We start from the raw sequence: 23,160 nt of genomic DNA, 5'->3' as shown, positions 1-23,160 counted from the left end.
TAAACCGCCGAGACCTTCACGCTGAAGAATTTCAAGGAGTATTTATGGCCGTTGTAGATGTGGCTGCATTACACCAGCAGCTCGATTTTTTAGATGGGCATGAGGAGTTTTTGGAAAAAGTTAAGCCAGTGATGTCTGATCTGGTGCGGAATCTCGAAAATTTGCCGTTTACAAGTTTGGGTAAAGGTACGCTGCCTGTTTTTAAAAATTGTATCATTAGCATAAATCGCTTCGAGGAATACATTGAGACGGTGGAGCGAGAGTCTCTATTGGAAGTTTTATATGGGCTGGGTGAGGTAGTTGGACTGTCTAGGGAGAGTGAGTTTGCCGAAGAGTGGCGTGGCGATTGGTAGGCTGAATTCTGATTATTAATTTAGATTCGTAGTAGGCTTGAATAGTTGGCTCTTTAATAATTTATAAGACGTAGTGACTCCCGGCTCTGTCTCAGTAATTTTTATCCCTAATTCCGCGATTGGTTAATTTTGCGTTGCGTTCACAGGCTAAATCCGATTCGCGGTTTATTTACTTCTTCAGCAAACTCTCAACAACATCTTCTTCTACTCCGGTGAAATTCCTGACGACAACGCTGAAGTCCCGCTGCAGCGCATCGAAAACTCTCTCAGGCACCACCTGCATTGATCTGCACCGCGAAGTGCTACGTACCCAAGGCAAGCTCACCAGCTGTTTCGGCTACGACGCCATGGGCCGCAAGAGCTGGCAGTTTGTATCGTCGTTGCCTGCGGAAAAGCTTTCTCGCATTCACAACCCCGGCATCACACCTGAACTGCTGGTCGAGCACGCGTACAACCCGATCCATCGCCGTCACGAATACGACCCGGCCGGGGAACTGACCAAAACCCTCGACAAACTGCGCGGCGAAATCAAGTACGAGTACGAGGCCAACGGCCAACTCCACAGCCGTGACACCGGGCAATTGGTCGACAGCGAAGAGTTTCGTTATGACGCGGCGGCCAACCGGCTGAACTTCAACACCAGCCAGTTTGATCACGTCAAAGACAACCGCATCAAGCATTGGCGAGATCAGGAATATACCTACGACGCCCGGGGCAACCTGGTTGAAAAGCGGGTAGGGCTGGGCAAGCTGCAAACTTTTGTTTACGACTGCGAAAATCGCCTCGTCAAAGCTGAAACGCTGGTTAATAGCAAGCTCGAAAGTGCCGGTACGTATCGCTACGACAGCCTCGGAAGACGGGTCGGCAAGACAGCAGAAAAAGACGGCAACACCGAACAGAAAAACTTCCTCTGGCAGGGCCTGAGGATGCTGCGCGAAGAACAGCCGGGACAGAGCAGCCTCTACATTTACGAACCAGGCAGCTACGCGCCGCTTGCCCGGGTCGATCAAAGCGAAGGCGAAGATCAGAAGCTTTACTATTTCCACACCGATCAGATCGGCACGCCGCTGGAAATGACTGACGCGGACGGCGAAATCGTCTGGCAGGCGACGTACAAGGGGTGGGGCTCCATTGAAACGCTGGCTTTGAACGAGGTTGAGCAGAATTTAAGGTTTCAGGGTCAGTATTTCGACGATGAGACCGGGCTGCACTACAACACATTCAGGTATTACGACCCGGAGGTGGGACGGTTTACAACGCAGGATCCGATTGGGTTATTCGGCGGGTCTAATCTGTATCAGTATGCTCGCTCTACGATTATCTGGGTTGACCCATTGGGACTTAGTCCCTGCAATGCACCTGGTGGATATAAAACTGGTGCCGTAGATCCACATGGAAACCTATCACCGGGGGTCAATAGGGCGGCGGGACACTCTCCGAGCAAAGCTGATGGTGTGGTCCAAAGCCACCACCCAATTCAGGACGCATGGGCAAAACAAAGAATTGACGGATATCAGCGTAACTCTGCTCCGGCAACGCTCCTGCAGTCCAAGTCTGGCAGTCCCCATGCTGCAATCAGTGCCGCTCAACGAACCAGAAGAGCAGCAGCAGGGGGGTGGGATAACACACTGAAGCAAGAGTTTAATACAAGTTATAAGGAGATGCTTGATTCGGGTGTGCCCACATCGCAAGCGAGAAAAGCACTGGGGGACGCATATAAATATTTTGATGGGCTTAGAACGAAAAATATGGAAAATCCATTTTTTGATATCTAATTTGTTAACTCGCGAATGAGGGCTTTAAATATGAATGAAAGTCAGGTGCGGGAAAAACTCAAAGAAATTGAGGTTAGTCTTGGGGGTAAGCTTTCTGAAGATTATAAAAAGTTCTCTTCTGAAGTGGTACAAGGGGATGATGTTTATGAGCTGAAGCTTGTGTCAGGGGGGCAAGTATATATTTATGGTTGTGCAGAGTTGCTTGAAAGAAATGCAACGTATGAAGTGCAGGTATATGAGTCTGACTATTTTCTTATCGGTCAAGATGGAGATTTAGGATATTTTTTAAGTTTAAAAGGAGGGAGTGAAGTCTATAGCTTAGATTTGGGAGCTTTAGGGTCGTTAACTATGAATAAAGAAGCTGATGGTATTTATGGGCTGTAGATATTAGCGCTAGCAACATGAACGGTACTACACCTACCAATTACTGGTCAACGATCTGGTATCAAATTGATTGCGCTACAACGTCGACATTCTGATGTCGGCCGACGGCGCCAGGGGGCTGGTTGGCATCTACAAGATAGCGTTTATTTCGCTTGGTGATGAGTAATGGGCGCCGACATTTTCTCATTCGCTCTATTTGAACTGGGGATGTTGAATGGCGTCAGATTTAGTGTGCCGTCGATGCGTGGCTTTCAGTGGAAAAAATCTAAGAGTGACTTAGGATCTACTCTAGATCTGACCTCGCTGGTCAAACAGGTCAACTAGCCCGACGGAGTACCTGGAAAGGCCATTACGACAACAAGAGCAACCTGATTGAGGAATACGATGCGCTAGACCCGCGCACCGAGTATTTCGACAGGGATGATGCTTTGGTACACACCATCATCGATGCCAACCACAAGTCGAAATTCATCTGGTGGAACATCCACGCACAGTTCGAGAAGTTTCAGGGCTGTTCTGGAAAGTGCACCACTTACCATTGGGACAAAAGTTGGTTAGGGCCTGACGGTCTGCGGCGAGTTCATAACAGCGCGCCGCAAAGTATGAGTCGCGGTCCTTTTAATACTTGAAAAAACACCTATTGGAAAGAGCGGTCTTTAGATTTTTGAGAGGTGATCATGACTTATATCGATGTTATTGAAAACGAAATGAATTTGAGCAGTGATGAGCCTGCATTTGCCGGAGGCGCGAGCGATGAAATTATAGCTGAGTTTGAAAAAACGTTAGGGGTTGAGTTTCCTCCCTCTGATAGGCTGTTCCTTAAAAAATTTGGTACGTTATCTTTTGGTGGTAGCACATATTATGGTATTACTAAAAACGGGCTCACAGCCGCGGAGGTCCCCTGCGTGTTTTTTGCAACAAAGGATGCTCGAGATGCGGGAGACGCGGATTCAAAAATGATCGTAGTCAAGGCATCGGGGTACGGTCCCTTATTCTCTATCGATACTTCTCAGCTTAGCCCGTCGGGCGAGGCGGTAGTAGTATTGACGGAGCTGTCTTTTAAGCGAGATGGTGCCAAAGAAGTTATGTACGAAAGTTTTGAAGCGTTTTTCTGCGACACTGTTCGCACCTCAATAGCGGAGCTTTAATTATTCGGAATACGCTTACCGCCGGCATTATCTTTGTGCTACTTGGAACATGTCATCGAAGAGCCCTAACGCCAGGTTGGGGTAGCGGCGGTTCAAGGGGTATTACCAAAAGTCGATTATTGCGCCTAAGCGGACCGACTAGTTAGGCACAGCGTCGGTGCGCTTAGATTTCAGATAGCCACTCACCGGATGCCAAGATGCGGCCATTTCAAACGTAGGCAGCTATCTCGCACCCAGCTTCGTCACTGGCCCTCGGGGCAGTCCTTGGGGCTGGTCGGCAGTCCCGTCGATCTCGCAACAGTCCGCAAGGTACTGCTGGACTCAGGCAAAAATCATATGGTCTCGCTTTTATGCCAGCGATCTTGCCGTTGAAAGCGTTCTGGGCCGAGGCTGGGTGCTGCCCTGGGAACAAAGCCTGCGCAGAAGCGGCAGCTTTGTGTACCTCACCGACAACCAGGGCCGCAGCGTGCCCTTTGTCGACATCGAGCCCGGCGAAAGTATCTACAACCCCTACGAACAGATTTATCTGGTCCGATCGCCCGGCGGTCACTACCTCCTGCAAACCCTCGATAACACCTTCTTCTACTTCGGCGAAGTGCCGGACGACAACACGCCGGCGCCCTTGCAACGTCTGGAAAACGCCCTCGGGCATTACCTGCATTTCACCCGAACGGCCGACGGTACGCTTACCGACATCAGCGCCCCGGGCGGCGTGCGGGTGCATTTGCATTACGACAACCCTTTGGGACGTCTGACCGACGTCAAACGCGTCGTCGACAACGAAGCCGTTGAAACCCTCGTCCAGTACCGCTACGACGACAACGGTCAGCTCATCGAAGTGATCAATCGCAATGGCGATTCCATGCGCCGGTTCAGCTACGCCGAAGGCGTGATGGTCAGCCACAGCAACGCGCTGGGCCTGAGCTGCAATTACCGTTGGGAAACCATCGACGGTCAGCCCCGTGTGGTCGAGCACTGGACCAGTGACGGCGAGCACTTTCATTTTCGCTATGACGTGAAGGCCCGCGTCACCTGGGCCACCGATGTGCTCGGGCGTGAACTGGAAATTCACTACAACGCTGATCATCGCGTGATCGCGAGCCGTGACTTCGGTGGCGAGCGCTACGTTATCGACATCGATGAAACCGGCAACATGACCGGTCTCACGCTGCCCGATGGCAATACTGTCGAGCTCAAATACGACGATTACGCACGCCTCGTCGAAGAAACCGACCCGCTCGGTCGAAAGATCACCTATCAGTATCACCACTTGACCACCTTGGTGACGCAGGTCAGTTACCCCGACGGCAGCGTCTGGAAAGCCCGCTACGACGACAAAGGCAACCTGATCACCGAAACCGACGCCCTCGGCCACACCACCGAATACCTCAACAGCGACGATGGCCTGCCTCACACCATCATCGACGCCACGCGCAAATCCAAATACCTGTGGTGGAACACCCTGGCGCAGGTCGAGCGTTTTCAAGACTGCTCGGGCAAAAGTACCTATTACCGTTACGACCAGCGCCAGCACCTGGTTGCCGTGACCGATGCGCTGGATCAGACCACAACCCTTGAGCGCAAACCCGACGGCGAAGTGTTGCGCATCGAGCACCCGGACGGCACCGCCGAGTCGTTTACCTACAACGCCCTTGGGCAAGTCCTGACGCACACAGACGGCAAAGGCCAGACCACGCGTCTGCTGCGTACTGCACGCGGACTGCCTGCCAGCCGACAGGACGCCAAGGGCCAGCGCATCAGCTACGAGTACGACAAGGCGATTCGCCTAACCGCGCTGGTCAACGAAAACAACGCTGCTTACCGATTTGCCTACGACGCCTCGGATCGTTTGATCGAAGAACAACGCATCGACAACCTGACCCGACGTTTCGCCTACAACGTCGGCGGGTATCTGACTCAGGCTGAAGAAACCGGCTACGGCGAACGTGCTGAACGGCCACAACGCACGACGGAATTTGAGCGCGATCAGATTGGTCGCCTGGTGGCGAAAGTTAACAGCGACGCCCGTCAGGATTACGCCTACGACGAGGCAGATCGGCTGCTCAGCATCGAGCGTCTGCCTTCCAGCATCGGCAAACAGCTGGGTGTGGCGGCAGAGAAACTGGATTTCGCCTACGACCTGCTGGGCCGCCTGACCAAAGAGACCACGCCCCAAGGCGCTTTGGCCTACGAATACGATCCGCTGAGCAACCTGACCACGTTGACGTTGCCGACTGGCCAGCACCTGAATCACCTGTACTACGGCAGCGGCCACCTGCACCAACTGAACCTTGACGGTCAGTTGATCAGCGACATGGAGCGCGACGACCTGCACCGCGAAGTGCTACGTACCCAAGGCAAATTGACCAGCTGTTTTGGTTATGACGCCATGGGTCGCAAGAGCTGGCAGTTTGCATCGTCGTTGCCTGCGGAAAAGCTCTCGCGCATTCACAACCCAGGCATCACACCTGAACTGCTGGTCGAGCACGCCTACAACCCGATCCATCGCCGTCACGAATACGACCCGGCCGGGGAGTTGACCAAAACCCTCGACAAACTGCGCGGCGAAATCAAATACGAATACGAAGCCAACGGCCAACTCCACAGCCGTGATACTGGGCAATTGGTCGACAGCGAAGAGTTTCGTTATGACGCGGCGGCCAACCGGCTGAACTTCAACACTAGCCAGTTTGACCACGTCAAAGACAACCGCATCAAGCAGTGGCGAGATCAGGAATATACCTACGACGCCTGGGGCAACCTGGTTGAAAAGCGGGTAGGGCTGGGCAAGCTGCAAACTTTTGTTTACGACTGCGAAAACCGATTGGTTCGTGCCGAGACTCTGGTCAACAGTAAGCTCGAAAGTGTCGGTTCTTATCGCTACGACAGCCTGGGCCGCAGGGTCGGCAAGACGTCAGAAAAAGATGGGAAAACCGAACAGAAAACTTCCTCTGGCAGGGGCTGAGGATGCTGCGCGAAGAACAGCCGGGACAGAGCAGCCTGTACATTTACGAACCAGGCAGCTACGCGCCGCTTGCCCGGGTCGATCAAAGTGAAGGGGAGGCACAGAAGCTTTATTACTTTCACACCGATCAGATCGGCACGCCGCTGGAAATGACTGACGCCGACGGCGAAATCGTCTGGCAGGCGACGTACAAGGCGTGGGGCGAGGTTGAAGCGTTGACCGTCAGTAACGTAGAACAAAATCTGCGATTCCAAGGGCAGTATTTCGACGACGAGACGGGACTGCACTACAACACGTTTCGGTATTACGATCCGCAGGTAGGGCGTTTTATCACGCAGGATCCGATTGGGTTGGATGGGGGGATGAATCTCTATAAATATGTCCCGAGCCCGACAGGTTGGATCGACCCTTGGGGGTGGGAATGCTGGTCAACTGCACGGAAAAATTACTGGAAAAATACGGCAACTGAAGAAATGAGTAAGCCCGTTTCCATCTATTCTCCGCGAAATCTAGCAACAATGGCCGGGGGGCAGCCGCCGAACATAACTGCAAAAATAAGAAACCTTAAGACAGGGAAGGTAAGTGTTAAGGACTTACCCTATGAACTGCATCACACGGACGTTCCACAACGTGTTGGCGGCGAAGGCGTACATAGCAGTTCCAACCTAACTGAGCTTGATCGCTGGCAGCATGCTGATGTGGACAAGTTTAGGCACGCAGGTTCCGAATTGTTGGAAGTGATTAAGGGAGTGAACTCATGGTAGATGTGGATAAGAGCTATATTTTATTTAGTTCAGTAGTCATCGAGATTGCATCGAAAAAATTTAATGCCGGGGTCAGTCATGAGGAAGCTGAGCCGTTTGTAAAAGCGCTGTATGAAAAATATATTGGTTTAAATTTGCCGCAGCCGGATTTGACTTGGATTTCGGCAACGCCCAAGTCAGCAAAAGCTTGGGTTGCAGATGAGCTAGAGGGTAAGTTCACTAGTTACGGGCAACGCCCTCGTTGGCTCCACGCACCAAGTTGGCGATATTTAAATGGTGTGCCAATGTCATTTGTACGACAGTTCTCTGTCGAGGCTGGAGGGGATGATTATTATGGTGGAGTCATGACGTATGTCTTTTTTGGAAGGAATTTTATCGGGGGGGAGGATTGGGAGCTAGTCGTAAAAATGATTCAACAAGATGAAGATGAGGCCGGCTCCACTTTCCTATAGTTGTCACTGCGAGAAAAGTTATCCCCCGACTAATCAAGGCCGGCAGCTAGACGGGCATGAAAGCCATCATGCCGTGCGTCATGAAACTCACCGCAGGCTTCGTTGCGGGCGACGTTGCCAGTCGCTACGTCTTCGGCCCGGCCATCGAAGGTGCTATCGGGAGGCTGACCGGTAATCCAGTTGACCTGACCACCGGACGCGAGGTCATTCCCGATGAAACCGACTTCAGCTTGCCGGGCCTGATGCCGATTGAGTGGTCCCTTTTCTATGCTAGCAATCTTGCGGTTGAAAGCGTTCTGGGCCGAGGCTGGGTGCTGCCTGGGAACAAAGCCTGCGCAGAAGCGGCAGCTTTGTTTACCTCACCGACAACCAGGGCCGCAGCGTGCCCTTTGTCGACATCGAGCCCGGCGAAAGTATCTACAACCCCTACGAACAGATTTATCTGGTCCGATCGCCCGGCGGTCACTACCTCCTACAAACCCTCGACAACATCTTCTTCTACTTCGGCGAAGTCCCCGACGACAATGCTGAAGTCCCGCTGCAACGCATCGAAAACGCCCTCGGCCACTACCTGCATTTCACCCGGACCACTGAGGGCACCCTCACAGATATCAGCGCAACGGGCGGCGTGCGGGTGCATTTGCACTACGACAACCCTTTGGGGCGCCTGACCGACGTCAAACGCGTCGTCGACAACGAAGCCGTTGAAACCCTCGTCCAGTATCGCTACGACGACAACGGTCAGCTCGCCGAAGTCATCAACCGAAACGGCGATTCGATGCGCCGGTTCAGCTATGCCGAAGGCGTGATGATCAGCCACAGCAACGCGCTGGGGCTGAGCTGCAACTATCGCTGGGAAACCATTGCCGGCACACCTCGCGTGGTCGAGCACTGGACCAGTGACGGCGAGCACTTTCATTTTCGCTATGACGTGAAGGCCCGCGTCACCTGGGCCACCGACGTGCTCGGGCGTGAACTGGAAATTCACTACAACGCTGATCATCGCGTGATCGCGAGTCGTGACTTCGGTGGCGAACGCTACGTTATCGACATCGACGAAATCGGCAACATGACCGGTCTCACGCTGCCCGATGGCAATACTATCGAGCTCAAATACGACGACTACGCACGCCTCGTCGAAGAGACCGATCCGCTTGGTCGAAAGATCACCTATAAGTATCACCACTTGACCACCTTGGTGACGCAGGTCAGTTACCCCGACGGCAGCGTCTGGAAAGCCCGCTACGACGACAAAGGCAACCTGATCACCGAAACCGACGCCCTCGGTTACACCACTGAATACCTCAACAGCGACGATGGCCTGCCGCACACCATCATCGACGCCACGCGCAAATCCAAATACCTGTGGTGGAACAGCCTGGCGCAGGTCGAGCGTTTTCAGGACTGCTCGGGCAAAAGTACCTATTACCGTTACGACCAGCGCCAGCACCTGGTTGCCGTCACCGATGCCCTGAATCAGACAACAACCCTTGAGCGCAAACCCGACGGCGAAGTGCTGCGCATCGACCACCCTGACGGCACCGCTGAGTCGTTTACCTACAACGGCCTTGGGCAAGTCCTGACGCACACAGACGGCAAAGGCCAGACCACGCGTCTGCTGCGTACTGCACGCGGACTGCCTGCCAGCCGACAGGACGCCAAGGGCCAGCGCATCAGTTACGAGTACGACAAGGCCATTCGCCTGACGGCGCTGGTCAACGAAAACAACGCTGCTTACCGCTTTGCCTACGACGCCTCGGATCGTTTGATCGAAGAGCAGCGCATCGACAACCTGACCCGACGCTTCGCTTACAACCTCGGCGGGTATCTGACTCAGGTTGAAGAAACCGGCTACGGCGAGCGGGCTGAACGGCCACAACGCACGACGGAATTTGAGCGGGATCAGATTGGTCGCCTGGTTGCAAAAGTTAACAGCGACGCCCGTCAGGATTACGAGTACGACGAGGCAGATCGGCTGCTCAGCATCGAGCGTCTGCCTTCCAGCATCGGCAAACAGCTGGGTGTGACGGCAGAGAAACTGGATTTTGCCTACGACCTTTTGGGCCGCCTGACCAAAGAAACTACGCCCCAAGGCGCGTTGGCCTACGAATACGATCCGCTAAGCAACCTCACGACGCTGACGTTGCCGACTGGCCAGCACCTCAATCATCTGTACTACGGGAGCGCCCATCTGCACCAACTGAACCTCGACGGTCAGTTGATCAGCGACATGGAACGCGACGACCTGCACCGCGAAGTGCTACGTACCCAAGGCAAATTGACCAGCTGTTTTGGTTATGACGCCATGGGTCGCAAGAGCTGGCAGTTTGCATCGTCGCTGCCTGCGGAAAAGCTCTCGCGCATTCACAACCCAGGCATCACACCTGAACTGCTGGTCGAGCACGCCTACAACCCGATCCATCGCCGCCACGAATATGACCCGGCCGGGGAACTGACCAAAACCCTCGACAAGCTGCGCGGCGAAATCAAATACGAATACGAAGCCAACGGCCAACTCCACAGCCGTGATACTGGGCAATTGGTCGACAGCGAAGAGTTTCGCTATGACGCGGCGGCCAATCGGCTGAACTTCAACACCAGCCAGTTTGACCACGTCAAAGACAACCGCATCAAGCAGTGGCGAGATCAGGAATATACCTACGACGCCTGGGGCAACCTGGTTGAAAAGCGGGTAGGGCTGGGCAAGCTGCAAACTTTTGTTTACGACTGCGAAAACCGATTGGTTCGTGCCGAGACTCTGGTCAACAGTAAGCTCGAAAGTGTCGGTTCTTATCGCTACGACAGCCTGGGCCGCAGGGTCGGCAAGACGTCAGAAAAAGATGGGAAAACCGAACAGAAAAACTTCCTCTGGCAGGGGCTGAGGATGCTGCGCGAAGAACAGCCGGGACAGAGCAGCCTGTACATTTACGAACCAGGCAGCTACGCGCCGCTTGCCCGGGTCGATCAAAGTGAAGGGGAGGCACAGAAGCTTTATTACTTTCACACCGATCAGATCGGCACGCCGCTGGAAATGACTGACGCGGACGGCGAAATCGTCTGGCAGGCGACCTACAAGGCATGGGGCGAGGTCGAAACGTTTGCCTTTAATAAGGTTGAGCAGAACCTGCGCTTCCAAGGCCAGTACTTCGACGGAGAAACAGGGCTGCACTACAACACGTTCCGGTACTACGATCCGGAGGTTGGGCGGTTTATAACCCAAGATCCGATCGGCTTGGCCGGTGGGTATAACCTTTATCGATATGCGCCGAATCCGAATATATGGATCGATCCATGGGGTTGGGCTTTTAAAAGTGTGAATTTCGAAGGTTCGAACGAGCTGTTTCCTGTGTCTGGGAATCAGAAAAATATTGTGACAATCGAAATGCAAGGATCTCGCGGCAGAGATTTTACGGAGGCTTATAAGCAGGCTGGCCTGAAGGAAGCTGATGTTAAAGCGCAAGGCAAATATACATGGCACCACCTTGACGATTTCGATCCTAGAACCGGTAAATCTACTATGCAGCTGGTTACAAGATCTGCACATGAAGCATCTCTCCCTCACACAGGATCTGTGGCCCAGTTTGAGAAGCATTTCGGGTTGCCTTCTGGTTCTTATGGCGGGAAAGATGCCGTCGGTATTTCGCAATCTAAAGGGTGGCTAAAAGGGCGGGCGCCTAGCGCTGCCGCATCAACCTGTTGAAACTGGAGGTCACATGCAAGTATTTGTGCTAATGCAACCTGAAAAAGAAATTGAACCGTCATCCATAGCCACATTAGAAAAGGCTGTTGGATTCAAACTGCCGGCTTCATTTATTGAACTGTACCTAAAGTTTAATGGAGGCATTCCCAACAGGAGTTGGGTTGTTACAGAGGACGGATACGAGCCGATGCAGATATCAGACTTCAAGCCTATTTGTTTTGATGGGGCGGAGAACGCAAGCGATACTGGATTTATTGAGGGGTGCTACAAGCTGATGTGTGAACGGCAGGTAATCCCACATACGCTTCTACCGTTCGCTGTCGATGATGGTGGTAACTTCTTCTGTCTGGATATGCTCAATGGTTCCGTTGTTTTTTATGCTGTGGATACGTTTCGTGAGGAGGTAAGCATGGCTGCGAATCAAATTGCCGCTCAAAGAATGGTCGCTAAATCGTTTGATCAATTCATCACAGAGCTTGAAGAAGAACCACAGTTCTAGGGAATCACTACCAAGCTGCAATGCAGGTCGTGGGATTGGCGAATCCTAATGCATCACCGCTCTTTAACAAGTTTAGATAACTTCTCTAGCAATTTCGGTTAGACGCGGCGCTTAGGCCTAAACCTAACGCTTCGATTGATAGTTCTCAGTCTTCTCCGAAGGGCGTCTTCGCCGTAAGTAAACCAGCTAATTCAGCAATTCTTTGGAGGGGCGCCGCGCAGACCGAAAGCTGGGTGCAACTGCTCGCCAGCTTCCAACCCCGGCATACCCAGGATTCACCTGCTGAAACTGCCGAGCAGGAATAACCATGTTCGAAGCCGCTCGATGGAACGACGAAATTGAACACACCGGCGCACTGGCCGGGTTTTTGGTAGGCGCAGTCGTCGGTTTGGCGATTGCCGCTTATGCCGCCACCCTTGTGTGCTCGGGAGGGACCGCTGCTTTCCTCATGCCCATCGCATTGGGGCTTCTCGCAAGTGCGCTGCCGGCTTTGGGGGAGTATTTCGGCAAGATGTTCAGCTCGCCGGCAGGGGAGATTCAGCTTCCCGGCTGCTCTACCGATGTGTTCGTAAACAGCCGCGACGCCGCGCATGTGGAGCTCAGCCTGGGCCGGTGCGAAAAACACCCGGCGCCGGTTCAGGTCGCCGAGGGTTCCTCCAACGTCTTCATCAACAGCGTGGCGGCTGCGCGCAAGGATGACAGGCTGACCTGTGGTGCACGGATTTCAGGCGGCTCGGACGATGTGTTTATCGGGGGCGGCACGGTTCAATACCTCCACATCGACGACGAAATTCCGGGTTGGCTTCGCGTCGTGGTCGACGTGCTGATGATCGTGGCGTCGATGGGTAAAGCGTTGGTATCAGTCGCCAAGCTGGGTCTGACGCAAGGGTTGAAGGCTGCGGGGCCGTGCGCGCTGCGCTTCGGCGCTACCGTTGCCGCCAGCTAACTCTCGGGCACCTACATCATTGGCCCGGCAGTAGGGAAAGTCTTGGGCGGTTTTATCGGCAACCCCGTCGACCTCACAACAGGCCGCAAACTGCTGCTGGACTCAGGTGAAACCGACTTCGTACTGCCCGGCCTGATGACGATTGAATGGTCCCGCTTCTACGCCAGCGACCTGACCGTCGACAGCGTACTGGGCCAAGGCTGGGTCTTGCCCTGGGAGCAGAGCCTTCGCCGCAGTGGCAGCTTTGTGTACCTCACCGACAACCAGGGCCGCAGCGTGCCCTTTGTCGATGTTGAACCCGGCGAGCGCATCTACAACCCCTACGAGCAGATTTATCTGGTCCGCACCCAGGGCGGGCACTACCTGCTGCAAACTCTGGACAACGTGTTTTTCTACTTCGGCGAAGTGCCGGACGACAACACCTCGGTGCCGTTGCAGCGTTTGGAAAACGCTCTCGGGCACTACCTGCATTTCACCCGGACCACTGAGGGCACCCTCACAGATATCAGCGCAACGGGCGGCGTGCGGGTGCATTTGCACTACGACAACCCTTTGGGGCGCCTGACCGACGTCAAACGCGTCGTCGACAACGAAGCCGTTGAAACCCTCGTCCAGTATCGCTACGACGACAACGGTCAGCTCGCCGAAGTCATCAACCGAAACGGCGATTCGATGCGCCGGTTCAGCTATGCCGAAGGCGTGATGATCAGCCACAGCAACGCGCTGGGGCTGAGCTGCAACTATCGCTGGGAAACCATTGCCGGCACACCTCGCGTGGTCGAGCACTGGACCAGTGACGGCGAGCACTTTCATTTTCGCTATGACGTGAAGGCCCGCGTCACCTGGGCCACCGACGTGCTCGGGCGTGAACTGGAAATTCACTACAACGCTGATCATCGCGTGATCGCGAGTCGTGACTTCGGTGGCGAACGCTACGTTATCGACATCGACGAAATCGGCAACATGACCGGTCTCACGCTGCCCGATGGCAATACTATCGAGCTCAAATACGACGACTACGCACGCCTCGTCGAAGAGACCGATCCGCTTGGTCGAAAGATCACCTATAAGTATCACCACTTGACCACCTTGGTGACGCAGGTCAGTTACCCCGACGGCAGCGTCTGGAAAGCCCGCTACGACGACAAAGGCAACCTGATCACCGAAACCGACGCCCTCGGTTACACCACTGAATACCTCAACAGCGACGATGGCCTGCCGCACACCATCATCGACGCCACGCGCAAATCCAAATACCTGTGGTGGAACAGCCTGGCGCAGGTCGAGCGTTTTCAGGACTGCTCGGGCAAAAGTACCTATTACCGTTACGACCAGCGCCAGCACCTGGTTGCCGTCACCGATGCCCTGAATCAGACAACAACCCTTGAGCGCAAACCCGACGGCGAAGTGCTGCGCATCGACCACCCTGACGGCACCGCTGAGTCGTTTACCTACAACGGCCTTGGGCAAGTCCTGACGCACACAGACGGCAAAGGCCAGACCACGCGTCTGCTGCGTACTGCACGCGGACTGCCTGCCAGCCGACAGGACGCCAAGGGCCAGCGCATCAGTTACGAGTACGACAAGGCCATTCGCCTGACGGCGCTGGTCAACGAAAACAACGCTGCTTACCGCTTTGCCTACGACGCCTCGGATCGTTTGATCGAAGAGCAGCGCATCGACAACCTGACCCGACGCTTCGCTTACAACCTCGGCGGGTATCTGACTCAGGTTGAAGAAACCGGCTACGGCGAGCGTGCTGAACGGCCACAACGCACGACGGAGTTCGAGCGCGATCAGATTGGCCGTCTGCTCGCCAAACTCAACGATGACGCCCGGCAGGATTACGCCTACGACGATGGCGACCGTCTGCTCTCCATTGAGCGACTTCCTACCGCCACCGGTAAGAAATTGGGCGTCTCCGAAGAAAAACTGGATTTTGCCTACGACCTGCTGGGCCGCCTGACCAAAGAGACCACGCCCCAAGGCGCTTTGGCCTACGAATACGATCCGCTGAGCAACCTCACCACGCTGACGTTGCCGACAGGCCAGCACCTGAATCACCTGTACTACGGCAGCGGCCACCTGCACCAACTGAACCTCGACGGTCAGTTGATCAGCGACATGGAACGCGACGATCTACACCGCGAAGTGCTACGTACCCAAGGCAAGCTCACCAGCTGTTTCGGCTACGACGCCATGGGCCGCAAGAGCTGGCAGTTTGCATCGACGTTGCCTTCGGAAAAGCTTTCCCGAATCCACAATCCCGGCATCACCCCGGAACTGCTGGTGGAACACGCCTACAACCCGATCCATCGCCGTCACGAATACGACCCGGCCGGGGAGTTGACCAAAACCCTCGACAAACTGCGCGGCGAAATCAAATACGAGTACGAGGCCAACGGCCAACTCCACAGCCGTGACACCGGGCAATTGGTCGACAGCGAAGAGTTTCGTTATGACGCGGCTGCCAACCGGCTGAATTTCAACACCAGTCAGTTCGATCACGTCAAAGACAACCGCATTAAGCATTGGCGAGATCAGGAATATGCCTACGACGCCTGGGGCAACCTGGTTGAAAAGCGGGTAGGGCTGGGCAAGCTGCAGACTTTTGTTTACGACTGTGAAAATCGCCTCGTCAAAGCTGAAACGCTGGTTAATAGCAAGCTCGAAAGTGCCGGTACGTATCGCTACGACAGCCTCGGAAGACGGGTCGGCAAGACAGCAGAAAAAGACGGCAACACCGAACAGAAAAACTTCCTCTGGCAGGGCCTGAGGATGCTGCGCGAAGAACAGCCGGGACAGAGCAGCCTCTACATTTACGAACCAGGCAGCTACGCGCCGCTTGCCCGGGTCGATCAAAGCGAAGGCGAAGATCAGAAGCTTTACTATTTCCACACCGATCAGATCGGCACGCCGCTGGAAATGACTGACGCGGACGGCGAAATCGTCTGGCAGGCGACGTACAAGGGGTGGGGCTCCATTGAAACGCTGGCTTTGAACGAGGTTGAGCAGAATTTAAGGTTTCAGGGTCAGTATTTCGACGATGAGACCGGGCTGCACTACAACACATTCAGGTATTACGACCCGGAGGTCGGGCGGTTTATAACGCAGGATCCGATTGGGCTTTTGGGTGGGGATAATCTTTATCAATATGCACCTAACCCTCAATCGTGGCTAGATCCGGTCGGTTGGATGGGCGTCCGACCCCAAAATGTATATCATTCTTTTGATAGCTTTAAAGTGCCCTCCGATCTACGGTATTCAAGTGACTCTGTTCAGTTCAATCGTGCCAATCAAAGCTTCATAAAAAACATGAATACTGACTCAGCATTTCGGCGGGACATGTTGGGTCGATATCCTCAATTGGAAAGTTGGATGAAAAGCCCCAAGATGGCTAAGAGCCCTTCAGGCTTGACTTGGCACCACCATGAAGATGTTGGCGTTTTGAAACTCGTAGACAGGGCAGATCATGGGTCGAAGCATGGGATCTACCACCCCACAGGCAAAGGCGGTCGGGACACGTGGGGAGGAGGTGAGCCAGGAAGAAAAGGCAAGCTGAACGGAAAAACCGGAAAATCACTCAAAGGAAGCTGCTGATGGACACGTTAAAAGTAAAAGAGCCTATTTCGATTAATGAAATAATCGAGGCGATACGTTCTGGGTATGACTTTGATGATGATTTATGCCTCTACGCTTCTGAAGAAGTAGATCAAATAAAAACTGAAATCATTTGCTATCTTGACGACTATCCAGAGGTTATTAACGATGAAGATCAATATAGCGAATTCATAAATAAACATCATCTTCATTTGCTTTATTATGGTGAGCAATTCAAGGATGTCATGCTCAACGTACTTCATCAAAGGCAACATGCATCATCTGATGAGATCATTAAAGCCTTGAATTATTATATGGAGAATGACGATTTTCTGGATTTGAAATGATTCTCGTCAGTTGGCACGTATTTTCAAGTGTCCATCGGCTCGGCGCTTTATAATTTTGAGTTTTATGGTGGGTGAAATCGCGATGGAATACTAGTATGGAGACAAGATGCAGGCTCATCTCCATACTCACATCAACCTTGAGACTGCTCTTTAAAGCGTGCTCAGCATCCCAAACATGTTGGCAGAACAACTATGAATCCGCCTCAACTCCGCATCTCGCACAAGCTATATCTAGCTAACGTCTAAAAGTAGCAAGTCTATGTGGGTCAAGCCTTCGTGCCTCTTCCGCTGGGGCCATCTCTCGCTGCACTACCTCATCGCCATCGTTACTATGCCGTGCCATCGGCGGTGATCGGGAACGCTGTTGTGGGCTCGGGCGAATGTTACATTGTGATGCCAACGCGTGGTCGATGACCGTGCCGTGGAAACCTTGGTCCAGTACATATAAGGCGACAACAGACAGCCTGTATATCTACGAACTTAGAAGTTACGCGCTGCTGGCTCGCTTTGATCAAAGTGAAGGCCAGGATCAGAAGCTTTACTACTTCCACACCGATCAGATCGGCACGCCGCTGGAAATGACTGACGCCGACGGACAGATCGTCTGGCAGGCGACGTACAAGGCGTGGGGCTCCATTGAAACCTTGGCGGTAAACGAGGTTGAGCAGAATTTAAGGTTTCAGGGTCAGTATTTCGATGGTGAGACTGGGCTGCACTACAACACGTTCAGGTATTACGATCCGGAGGTGGGGCGGTTTATAACGCAGGACCCGATTGGGTTGTTGGGAGGAGATAATCTTTATGCGTATGGGTTAAACCCCATTGGGTGGATTGATGCTTTGGGTTTAGCAAGCTCGAACCCAGGAGTATACGATGTGTTTTTCGAGGCCAAGTTACCGTCGCGAGAAATGTATAGACTCCCGGACCCAGTGCATTTTGGCGAATCAAATCGCCAACTGCATTATGCGATGAAAAACGATCCTGCTTTGAGAGCGAATCTCGAGGGTAGATACCCAGGGATCGAGAAGCATGTTGCGCCGACAACTCGAGGTACGTTCAGAGGAAAGGCTTTCCCTGGCACGACGTGGCACCATCACGGCCAAGTTGGAGGTTTATTGCAGCTGGTAGACATGAAAGACCATAAATCTCGTCACCTTGACTATCACTCCAAGGGAGAGGGTGGGCGTAAGCGGTGGGGTGGCGGTAGTGCTTGCAGATAATCGAAGGAGAACGGACATATGATAGTTTATAAAAACCTGGCAACTTTGATCGTAGATACTGAAAAACTTGACAAGTTCGGAACCCTTTATGTTGATCGGGAAAAGTGGCGCGCGGACCCAGCGCATGTAGAGATCTTGCTTTTGATCGGGGATGATGAGCTAGAGGATCTGGATGAGGAAGGTAATCCTGTACTAGCAACGCAGAACGATGCTCGGTATTTCTTTGACGTCGAAATCTTCCAAAGCGTTATTGATTTGCAGAGAGGAAAAAAAGAAGGATCTATTATTGACGACTATATTCATGCTATCAATTACTATTTAGAGAGCGATGATTTTTATTGAAGTATGGGCGGGAGCGAGGCCTAGGATTAAATATAAGGAACTACTAAGTGCGTAATAATTTTCGTGCTTAGCCAGATGTGCATTAATATTGCACTTAAGCTTAAAACGACTGCAACCGCTTGCTGTAGATCGAGCGGTTGCCGACCGCCATTGGTTAAAAGCTCGGCATTGGCAAAGATAATCTGGAATTTTACTACGACTTTCTTGGCCGGCTGATCAAAGAGACCATACCGCAAGGTGCGCTGACCTAGAGATAGGAGAGCCTTAGTCAGAAAAGTGCCTGAAGACCCTAGACGATAGATCGAAGTCCCGCTGCAACGCATCGAAAATGCTCTCGGACACTACCTGCATTTCACCCGAACGGCCGACGGTACGCTTACCGACATCAGCGCCCCCGGTGGCGTGCGCGTGCACCTGCACTACGACAATCCGCTTGGCCGCTTGACCGACGTCAAGCGGGTAGTGGGCAATGAAGCCGTTGAAACCCTCGTCCAGTATCGTTACAGCGACGACGGCCAGCTGAGTGAAGTGATCAACCGCAATGGCGATTCGATGCGTCGGTTCAGCTACACCGACGGCGTGATGATCAGCCACAGCAATGCTCTGGGCCTGAGCTGCAACTACCGCTGGGAAACCATCGACGGTCAGCCTCGCGTGGTCGAACACTGGACCAGTGACGGCGAGCACTTTCATTTCCGCTACGACTTCGCGCAGCGCACGTCCTGGGCGGTCGATGTGCTGGGCCGTGAGCTGGAGGTGCGTTACAACGAGGACCGCCTTGTCATCGCCAGCCGCGATTATGGCGGTGAACGCTACGCCATGCACCTGGACGAAGCCGGTAACCTGATTGGCATCACGCTACCCGATGGCAATCAGCTGGCGTTCAAGTACGACGACTTCTCCCGCCTGATCGAAGAGACCGATCCGCTGGGCCGTAAGATCCGCTACAAACACCACTTCGGTACGACGCTGGTCACCGAAGCCACTTACCCCGACGGCAGCGTCTGGAAAGCCCGCTACGACGACAAAGGCAACCTGATCGCAGAAACCGACGCCCTCGGTTACACCACTGAATACCTCAACAGCGACGATGGCCTGCCTCACACCATCATCGACGCCACGCGCAAATCCAAATACCTGTGGTGGAACACCCTGGCGCAGGTCGAGCGTTTTCAGGACTGCTCGGGCAAAAGTACCTATTACCGTTACGACCAGCGCCAGCACCTGGTTGCCGTGACCGATGCTGTGAATCAGACAACAACCCTTGAACGCAAGCCCGACGGCGAAGTGCTGCGCATCGAGCACCCGGACGGCACTGGCGAGTCGTTTACCTACAACGCCCTTGGGCAAGTCCTGACGCACACCGACGGCAAAGGCCAGACCACGCGTCTGCTGCGAACTGCACGCGGACTGCCTGCCAGCCGCCAGGACGCCAAGGGCCAGCGCATCAGCTACGAGTACGACAAAGCCATTCGCCTAACCGCACTGGTCAACGAAAACAACGCGGCTTACCGCTTTGCCTACGACGCCTCGGATCGTTTGATCGAAGAGCAGCGCATTGACAACCTGACCCGACGCTTCGCCTACACTGTCGGCGGGTATCTGACTCAGGTTGAAGAAACCGGCTACGGCGAGCGGGCTGAACGGCCACAACGCACGACTGAATTTGAGCGAGATCAGATTGGTCGCCTGGTGGCGAAGGTCAACAGCGACGCTCGTCAGGATTACGCCTATGACGATGGCGACCGCCTGCTCTCCATTGAGCGACTTCCTACCGCCACCGGTAAGAAACTGGGCGTCTCCGAAGAAAAACTGGATTTCGCCTACGACCTACTAGGCCGCCTGACCAAAGAGACCACACCCCAAGGCGCGTTAGCCTACGAATACGATCCGCTGAGCAACCTCACGACGCTGACGTTGCCGACAGGCCAACACCTCAATCATCTGTACTACGGCAGCGGCCACTTGCACCAACTGAACCTCGACGGCCAGTTGATCAGCGACATGGAACGCGACGATCTGCACCGCGAAGTCCTGCGCACACAAGGTAAGTTGACAAGCTGTTTCGGCTACGACGCCATGGGCCGCAAGAGCTGGCAGTTTGCATCGTCGCTGCCTGCGAAAAAGCTTTCCCGACTCCACAATCCCGGCATCACCCCGGAACTGCTGGTGGAACACGCGTACAACCCGATTCATCGGCGCCACGAATATGACCCGGCAGGGGAGCTGACCAAAACCCTGAATAAATCGCTTGGGAAAGGCTCTAATATTAAGTCAGCGGGAGGACGTAATGGATAAAAAGCACGCAAGTATCGAGCTGTATTCACCGGGAATCATCATATTTGATCCGCTGGTACTTGATGGTTTCCTTGTCGAAAATGATGTGATCGGGTCAAATGTTTTTAATGCTTTTTTAGAAGATGAGGTTTTAGGTCGTGCAGCAATTGATGAAGGAATCCTAATTCCTGTCTATCAGATACCAGAGGACGAGTACTCAGTACTTATTGACGGCGAAGCACTTGGCGAAAAAAATCGAGTTGGTTTAAAATTTGATTATCCCGGAATCTCACTCGAAGTGAGTTCTGGTATCGTTGTTGTTGCTGATCTGAATGCGTTAACGGACTGGGATTCAGATTTCTTTAAAAACTACAAAGCTAATTATCAGGGGCGGCTACCAAATAGTGACTACTTGGAAGTTGCAAGTGGATTGTATAGCGTTACAGTTTCGGGTTATGTGGGGTTGCAATCACCTTTAAAGTATCGTGGTTACGGGCTAACGTTTTTCCCTACTGTACGGTTCAAGAAAAGCGATCAGAAGTCCGCAGTCGATGATCGAGATTTTACATTGTAATGCTCTGTGCTGCATGGAGTGATATTCTTTATAGCAGTTGTTCTAGACCTGGGCTCTGTGTGCGCTACTGATGGTTTTATGTGTCGTCGACGTTCGCCCTAATTATGACTGAGAAGAAATGTAAAATGTTCACAAGGCAAGATTTGAGGGAGAGCTTTTCTGTAGTTGATGAGGGGCCCGTGGGATATTATTTTTTTCAGCATAAACTCCCAAAAGCGACCTATAGCTACAGCCTTAAAACCGCTCTTGATCGAGACGTGTTGACTGTGTCGGAGGATGCTAATGATAGAAAGTTTGCGGCGGAGATTCTAGATCAAGCGCCGCCATGGCTTTCACCATCAACGCCAGATATTTATACGCTGGCGAATAATGAGTATGGGTTTACGCACGCTATCGCTGTTCCTAGCACCTACCATGCTTGCCTGAAAGGACAACTGGAATCTAAACGTGGAAAGTTGTTTCTGTGCATGCCTATCTATCAATGTGAGTTTTCGGGAGAGGAGACTGAGTCCGAATTTAAAGAAATGATGACTCGCATGGTTCCTGTCTTTCGTTGGAGGCGGGATGCATCCCCTAAACTGAAAGTTTATTTTGATAACCCTAGAATAGGTAGTGGGGCAGGAAAGAACGGTTAGCTTATAAAGTTTCCAACGCTTATTTCTGAGGTTGAAAATTTGAATGGGGTAGTGAATGGGTTTATTGAGGTTACTAATTAGAGAGGTCAGGTTGTAGAAGTGTTATCACCCAGAAAAGATGTTTACACATTTATCAGAAATAGAGCGAATGAAGAAAGTATGGGTTTCGCTAAGCTTATGCAGTCGTTGGCTGAGTTTGCAAAAATCTAGATTGTAGTTAGATGGGCATGCCCAGTTTATGGTGGAGAGTACGTGCTGAGCCATTTTAATGAAAGTGGAAAAGCGTAAACACACCATTATATTGGTAAAAAATACGAGAAAGATGCTGATGCGGTTATTTAGCAGGTTAGTGCTAATGTTATAGCTAATATATTGAGTGCGGCAGACGAAGAAATCGAACGTAAGCTTGATAATTAAAACGCGAACTGCTGGTCATCTACCCCACAACCCATCTGCTGCCCGCGCGATTACCAAGCCAACCTCCAACCCCACACCCCCCAACACCACGCACGCACCTAACACCCCACCATCAACCAAATGAACAATTAGTCATCACCGCACACAACCAACTTTCATGCGGCATTCATTTGTTGTTCATCTGCCGCACGCGCAGCCTTGGTCTGTCGAAATCTACCCTGTGCAACAGGGACTTTTTCACTACTGAGGTTTGCGTCATGAACGCCAAGTCGTTACTGCTGGTGCCAATGTTGAGTTTGGTCGCTGTACTTTCCGCTTGTGCAGGCTCGATGCCCAAAGCTGACCCGAGCGAGGCCTGGATCGGCCTGCAGGAAGAGCCCGATGGTGTCCTCATGGCTGAAAACCTGGACGGTAAGCGGCTTGATGACGGCCGTTATTTTGAAGTCAAACCCGGCGCGCATACGCTGGATGTGAACCTGATCGTCGACGGTTACGGCGATGACGATCAGATGAATTGCCAGAGCGGTCTGAAGTTCGATCAGTTCAAGGCTGGCGAGCATTACAAGCTTGTGGAGTCGAGCCTGGGCGAGGCGTACAGCGTGAAGCTGGAAGACTCGAGCGGTAAACAGGTTGGTCACAGCAAGGACTTCACTTGCATGCCGGGTTAACAGAACGCTCCCTTCGACGGTCTTCGTTGAGCCCACAGTGAAAGCTGTGGGCTTTTTTTGCACCACGCTTTTGTCATCAGGTTTGGTCGGATAG

At 53.0% G+C, this 23,160-nt stretch carries 12 protein-coding genes and 6 pseudogenes; all 18 read left to right on the top strand.

Annotated features, from left to right (window positions below):
* Positions 1–44: 44 nt before the first annotated feature.
* Positions 45–353: a hypothetical protein gene (locus tag OYW20_RS15785; RefSeq protein ID WP_268796884.1), complete on the top strand. Its 309-nt coding sequence runs from the start codon at positions 45–47 to the stop codon at positions 351–353.
* Positions 354–637: 284 nt separating this feature from the next.
* A pseudogene (locus OYW20_RS15780) lies at positions 638–2,128 on the top strand (RHS repeat-associated core domain-containing protein); the annotation flags it as partial.
* Between the two features lie 30 nt (positions 2,129–2,158).
* Positions 2,159–2,512 (top strand): hypothetical protein, encoded by a 354-nt coding sequence (locus OYW20_RS15775; protein WP_268796882.1) that lies wholly within the window; start codon positions 2,159–2,161, stop codon positions 2,510–2,512.
* 677 nt (positions 2,513–3,189) lie between these two features.
* Complete coding sequence (locus tag OYW20_RS15770; RefSeq protein ID WP_268796881.1) at positions 3,190–3,660, top strand: SMI1/KNR4 family protein; 471 nt, start codon at positions 3,190–3,192, stop codon at positions 3,658–3,660.
* Positions 3,661–3,927: 267 nt separating this feature from the next.
* Positions 3,928–7,389, top strand: a pseudogene (locus OYW20_RS15765) (RHS repeat-associated core domain-containing protein); the annotation flags it as partial.
* The gene (locus OYW20_RS15760; RefSeq protein WP_268796880.1) at positions 7,383–7,841 is read left to right on the top strand and encodes a hypothetical protein; all 459 of its coding nucleotides are present in this window, start codon (positions 7,383–7,385) and stop codon (positions 7,839–7,841) included. The pseudogene OYW20_RS15765 and the gene OYW20_RS15760, both read left to right, overlap by 7 nt.
* Positions 7,842–7,861: 20 nt before the next feature.
* Positions 7,862–11,145: pseudogene (locus OYW20_RS15750) on the top strand (RHS repeat-associated core domain-containing protein); the annotation flags it as partial.
* Between the two features lie 78 nt (positions 11,146–11,223).
* A complete protein-coding gene (locus tag OYW20_RS26335; protein WP_408005521.1) occupies positions 11,224–11,541 on the top strand; it encodes an HNH endonuclease in 318 nt (105 codons plus the stop codon).
* Between the two features lie 13 nt (positions 11,542–11,554).
* On the top strand, positions 11,555–12,040 hold the full coding sequence (locus tag OYW20_RS15745; RefSeq protein ID WP_268796879.1) for an SMI1/KNR4 family protein: 486 nt from the start codon (positions 11,555–11,557) through the stop codon (positions 12,038–12,040).
* A 307-nt stretch (positions 12,041–12,347) separates the two neighbouring features.
* Positions 12,348–16,403 (top strand): annotated as a pseudogene (locus OYW20_RS15735) (RHS repeat-associated core domain-containing protein); the annotation flags it as partial.
* Positions 16,380–16,586, top strand: a complete 207-nt coding sequence (locus OYW20_RS26330) for an HNH endonuclease (protein WP_408005520.1) — start codon at positions 16,380–16,382, stop codon at positions 16,584–16,586. The pseudogene OYW20_RS15735 and the gene OYW20_RS26330, both read left to right, overlap by 24 nt.
* Positions 16,586–16,933: a DUF7716 domain-containing protein gene (locus OYW20_RS15730; protein ID WP_268796876.1), complete on the top strand. Its 348-nt coding sequence runs from the start codon at positions 16,586–16,588 to the stop codon at positions 16,931–16,933. The genes OYW20_RS26330 and OYW20_RS15730 overlap by 1 nt, the downstream gene beginning before the upstream one ends.
* Positions 16,934–17,394: 461 nt before the next feature.
* A pseudogene (locus tag OYW20_RS15725) lies at positions 17,395–18,153 on the top strand (RHS repeat-associated core domain-containing protein); the annotation flags it as partial.
* Between the two features lie 18 nt (positions 18,154–18,171).
* Complete coding sequence (locus OYW20_RS15720) at positions 18,172–18,495, top strand: DUF7716 domain-containing protein (RefSeq protein ID WP_268796874.1); 324 nt, start codon at positions 18,172–18,174, stop codon at positions 18,493–18,495.
* Between the two features lie 306 nt (positions 18,496–18,801).
* Positions 18,802–20,784, top strand: a pseudogene (locus tag OYW20_RS15715) (type IV secretion protein Rhs); the annotation flags it as partial.
* 1 nt (position 20,785) lies between these two features.
* Entirely contained in the window at positions 20,786–21,346 is a 561-nt protein-coding gene (locus OYW20_RS15710; protein ID WP_268796873.1) for a hypothetical protein, read from the top strand.
* Between the two features lie 125 nt (positions 21,347–21,471).
* On the top strand, positions 21,472–21,981 hold the full coding sequence (locus tag OYW20_RS15705) for a hypothetical protein (RefSeq protein WP_268796872.1): 510 nt from the start codon (positions 21,472–21,474) through the stop codon (positions 21,979–21,981).
* A gap of 674 nt (positions 21,982–22,655) precedes the next feature.
* Positions 22,656–23,066 carry a PA0061/PA0062 family lipoprotein gene (locus OYW20_RS15700; protein ID WP_268796871.1) on the top strand — a complete coding sequence of 137 codons (411 nt, stop codon included), beginning with the start codon at positions 22,656–22,658 and terminating at the stop codon, positions 23,064–23,066.
* The last annotated feature ends 94 nt before the right edge of the window (positions 23,067–23,160 follow it).

This window comes from Pseudomonas sp. BSw22131 (assembly GCF_026810445.1).
GTDB lineage: Bacteria > Pseudomonadota > Gammaproteobacteria > Pseudomonadales > Pseudomonadaceae > Aquipseudomonas > Aquipseudomonas huanghezhanensis.
The sequence above is the reverse complement of the archived record's forward strand: the minus strand, read 5'-3'. Positions and strand labels throughout refer to the sequence as shown.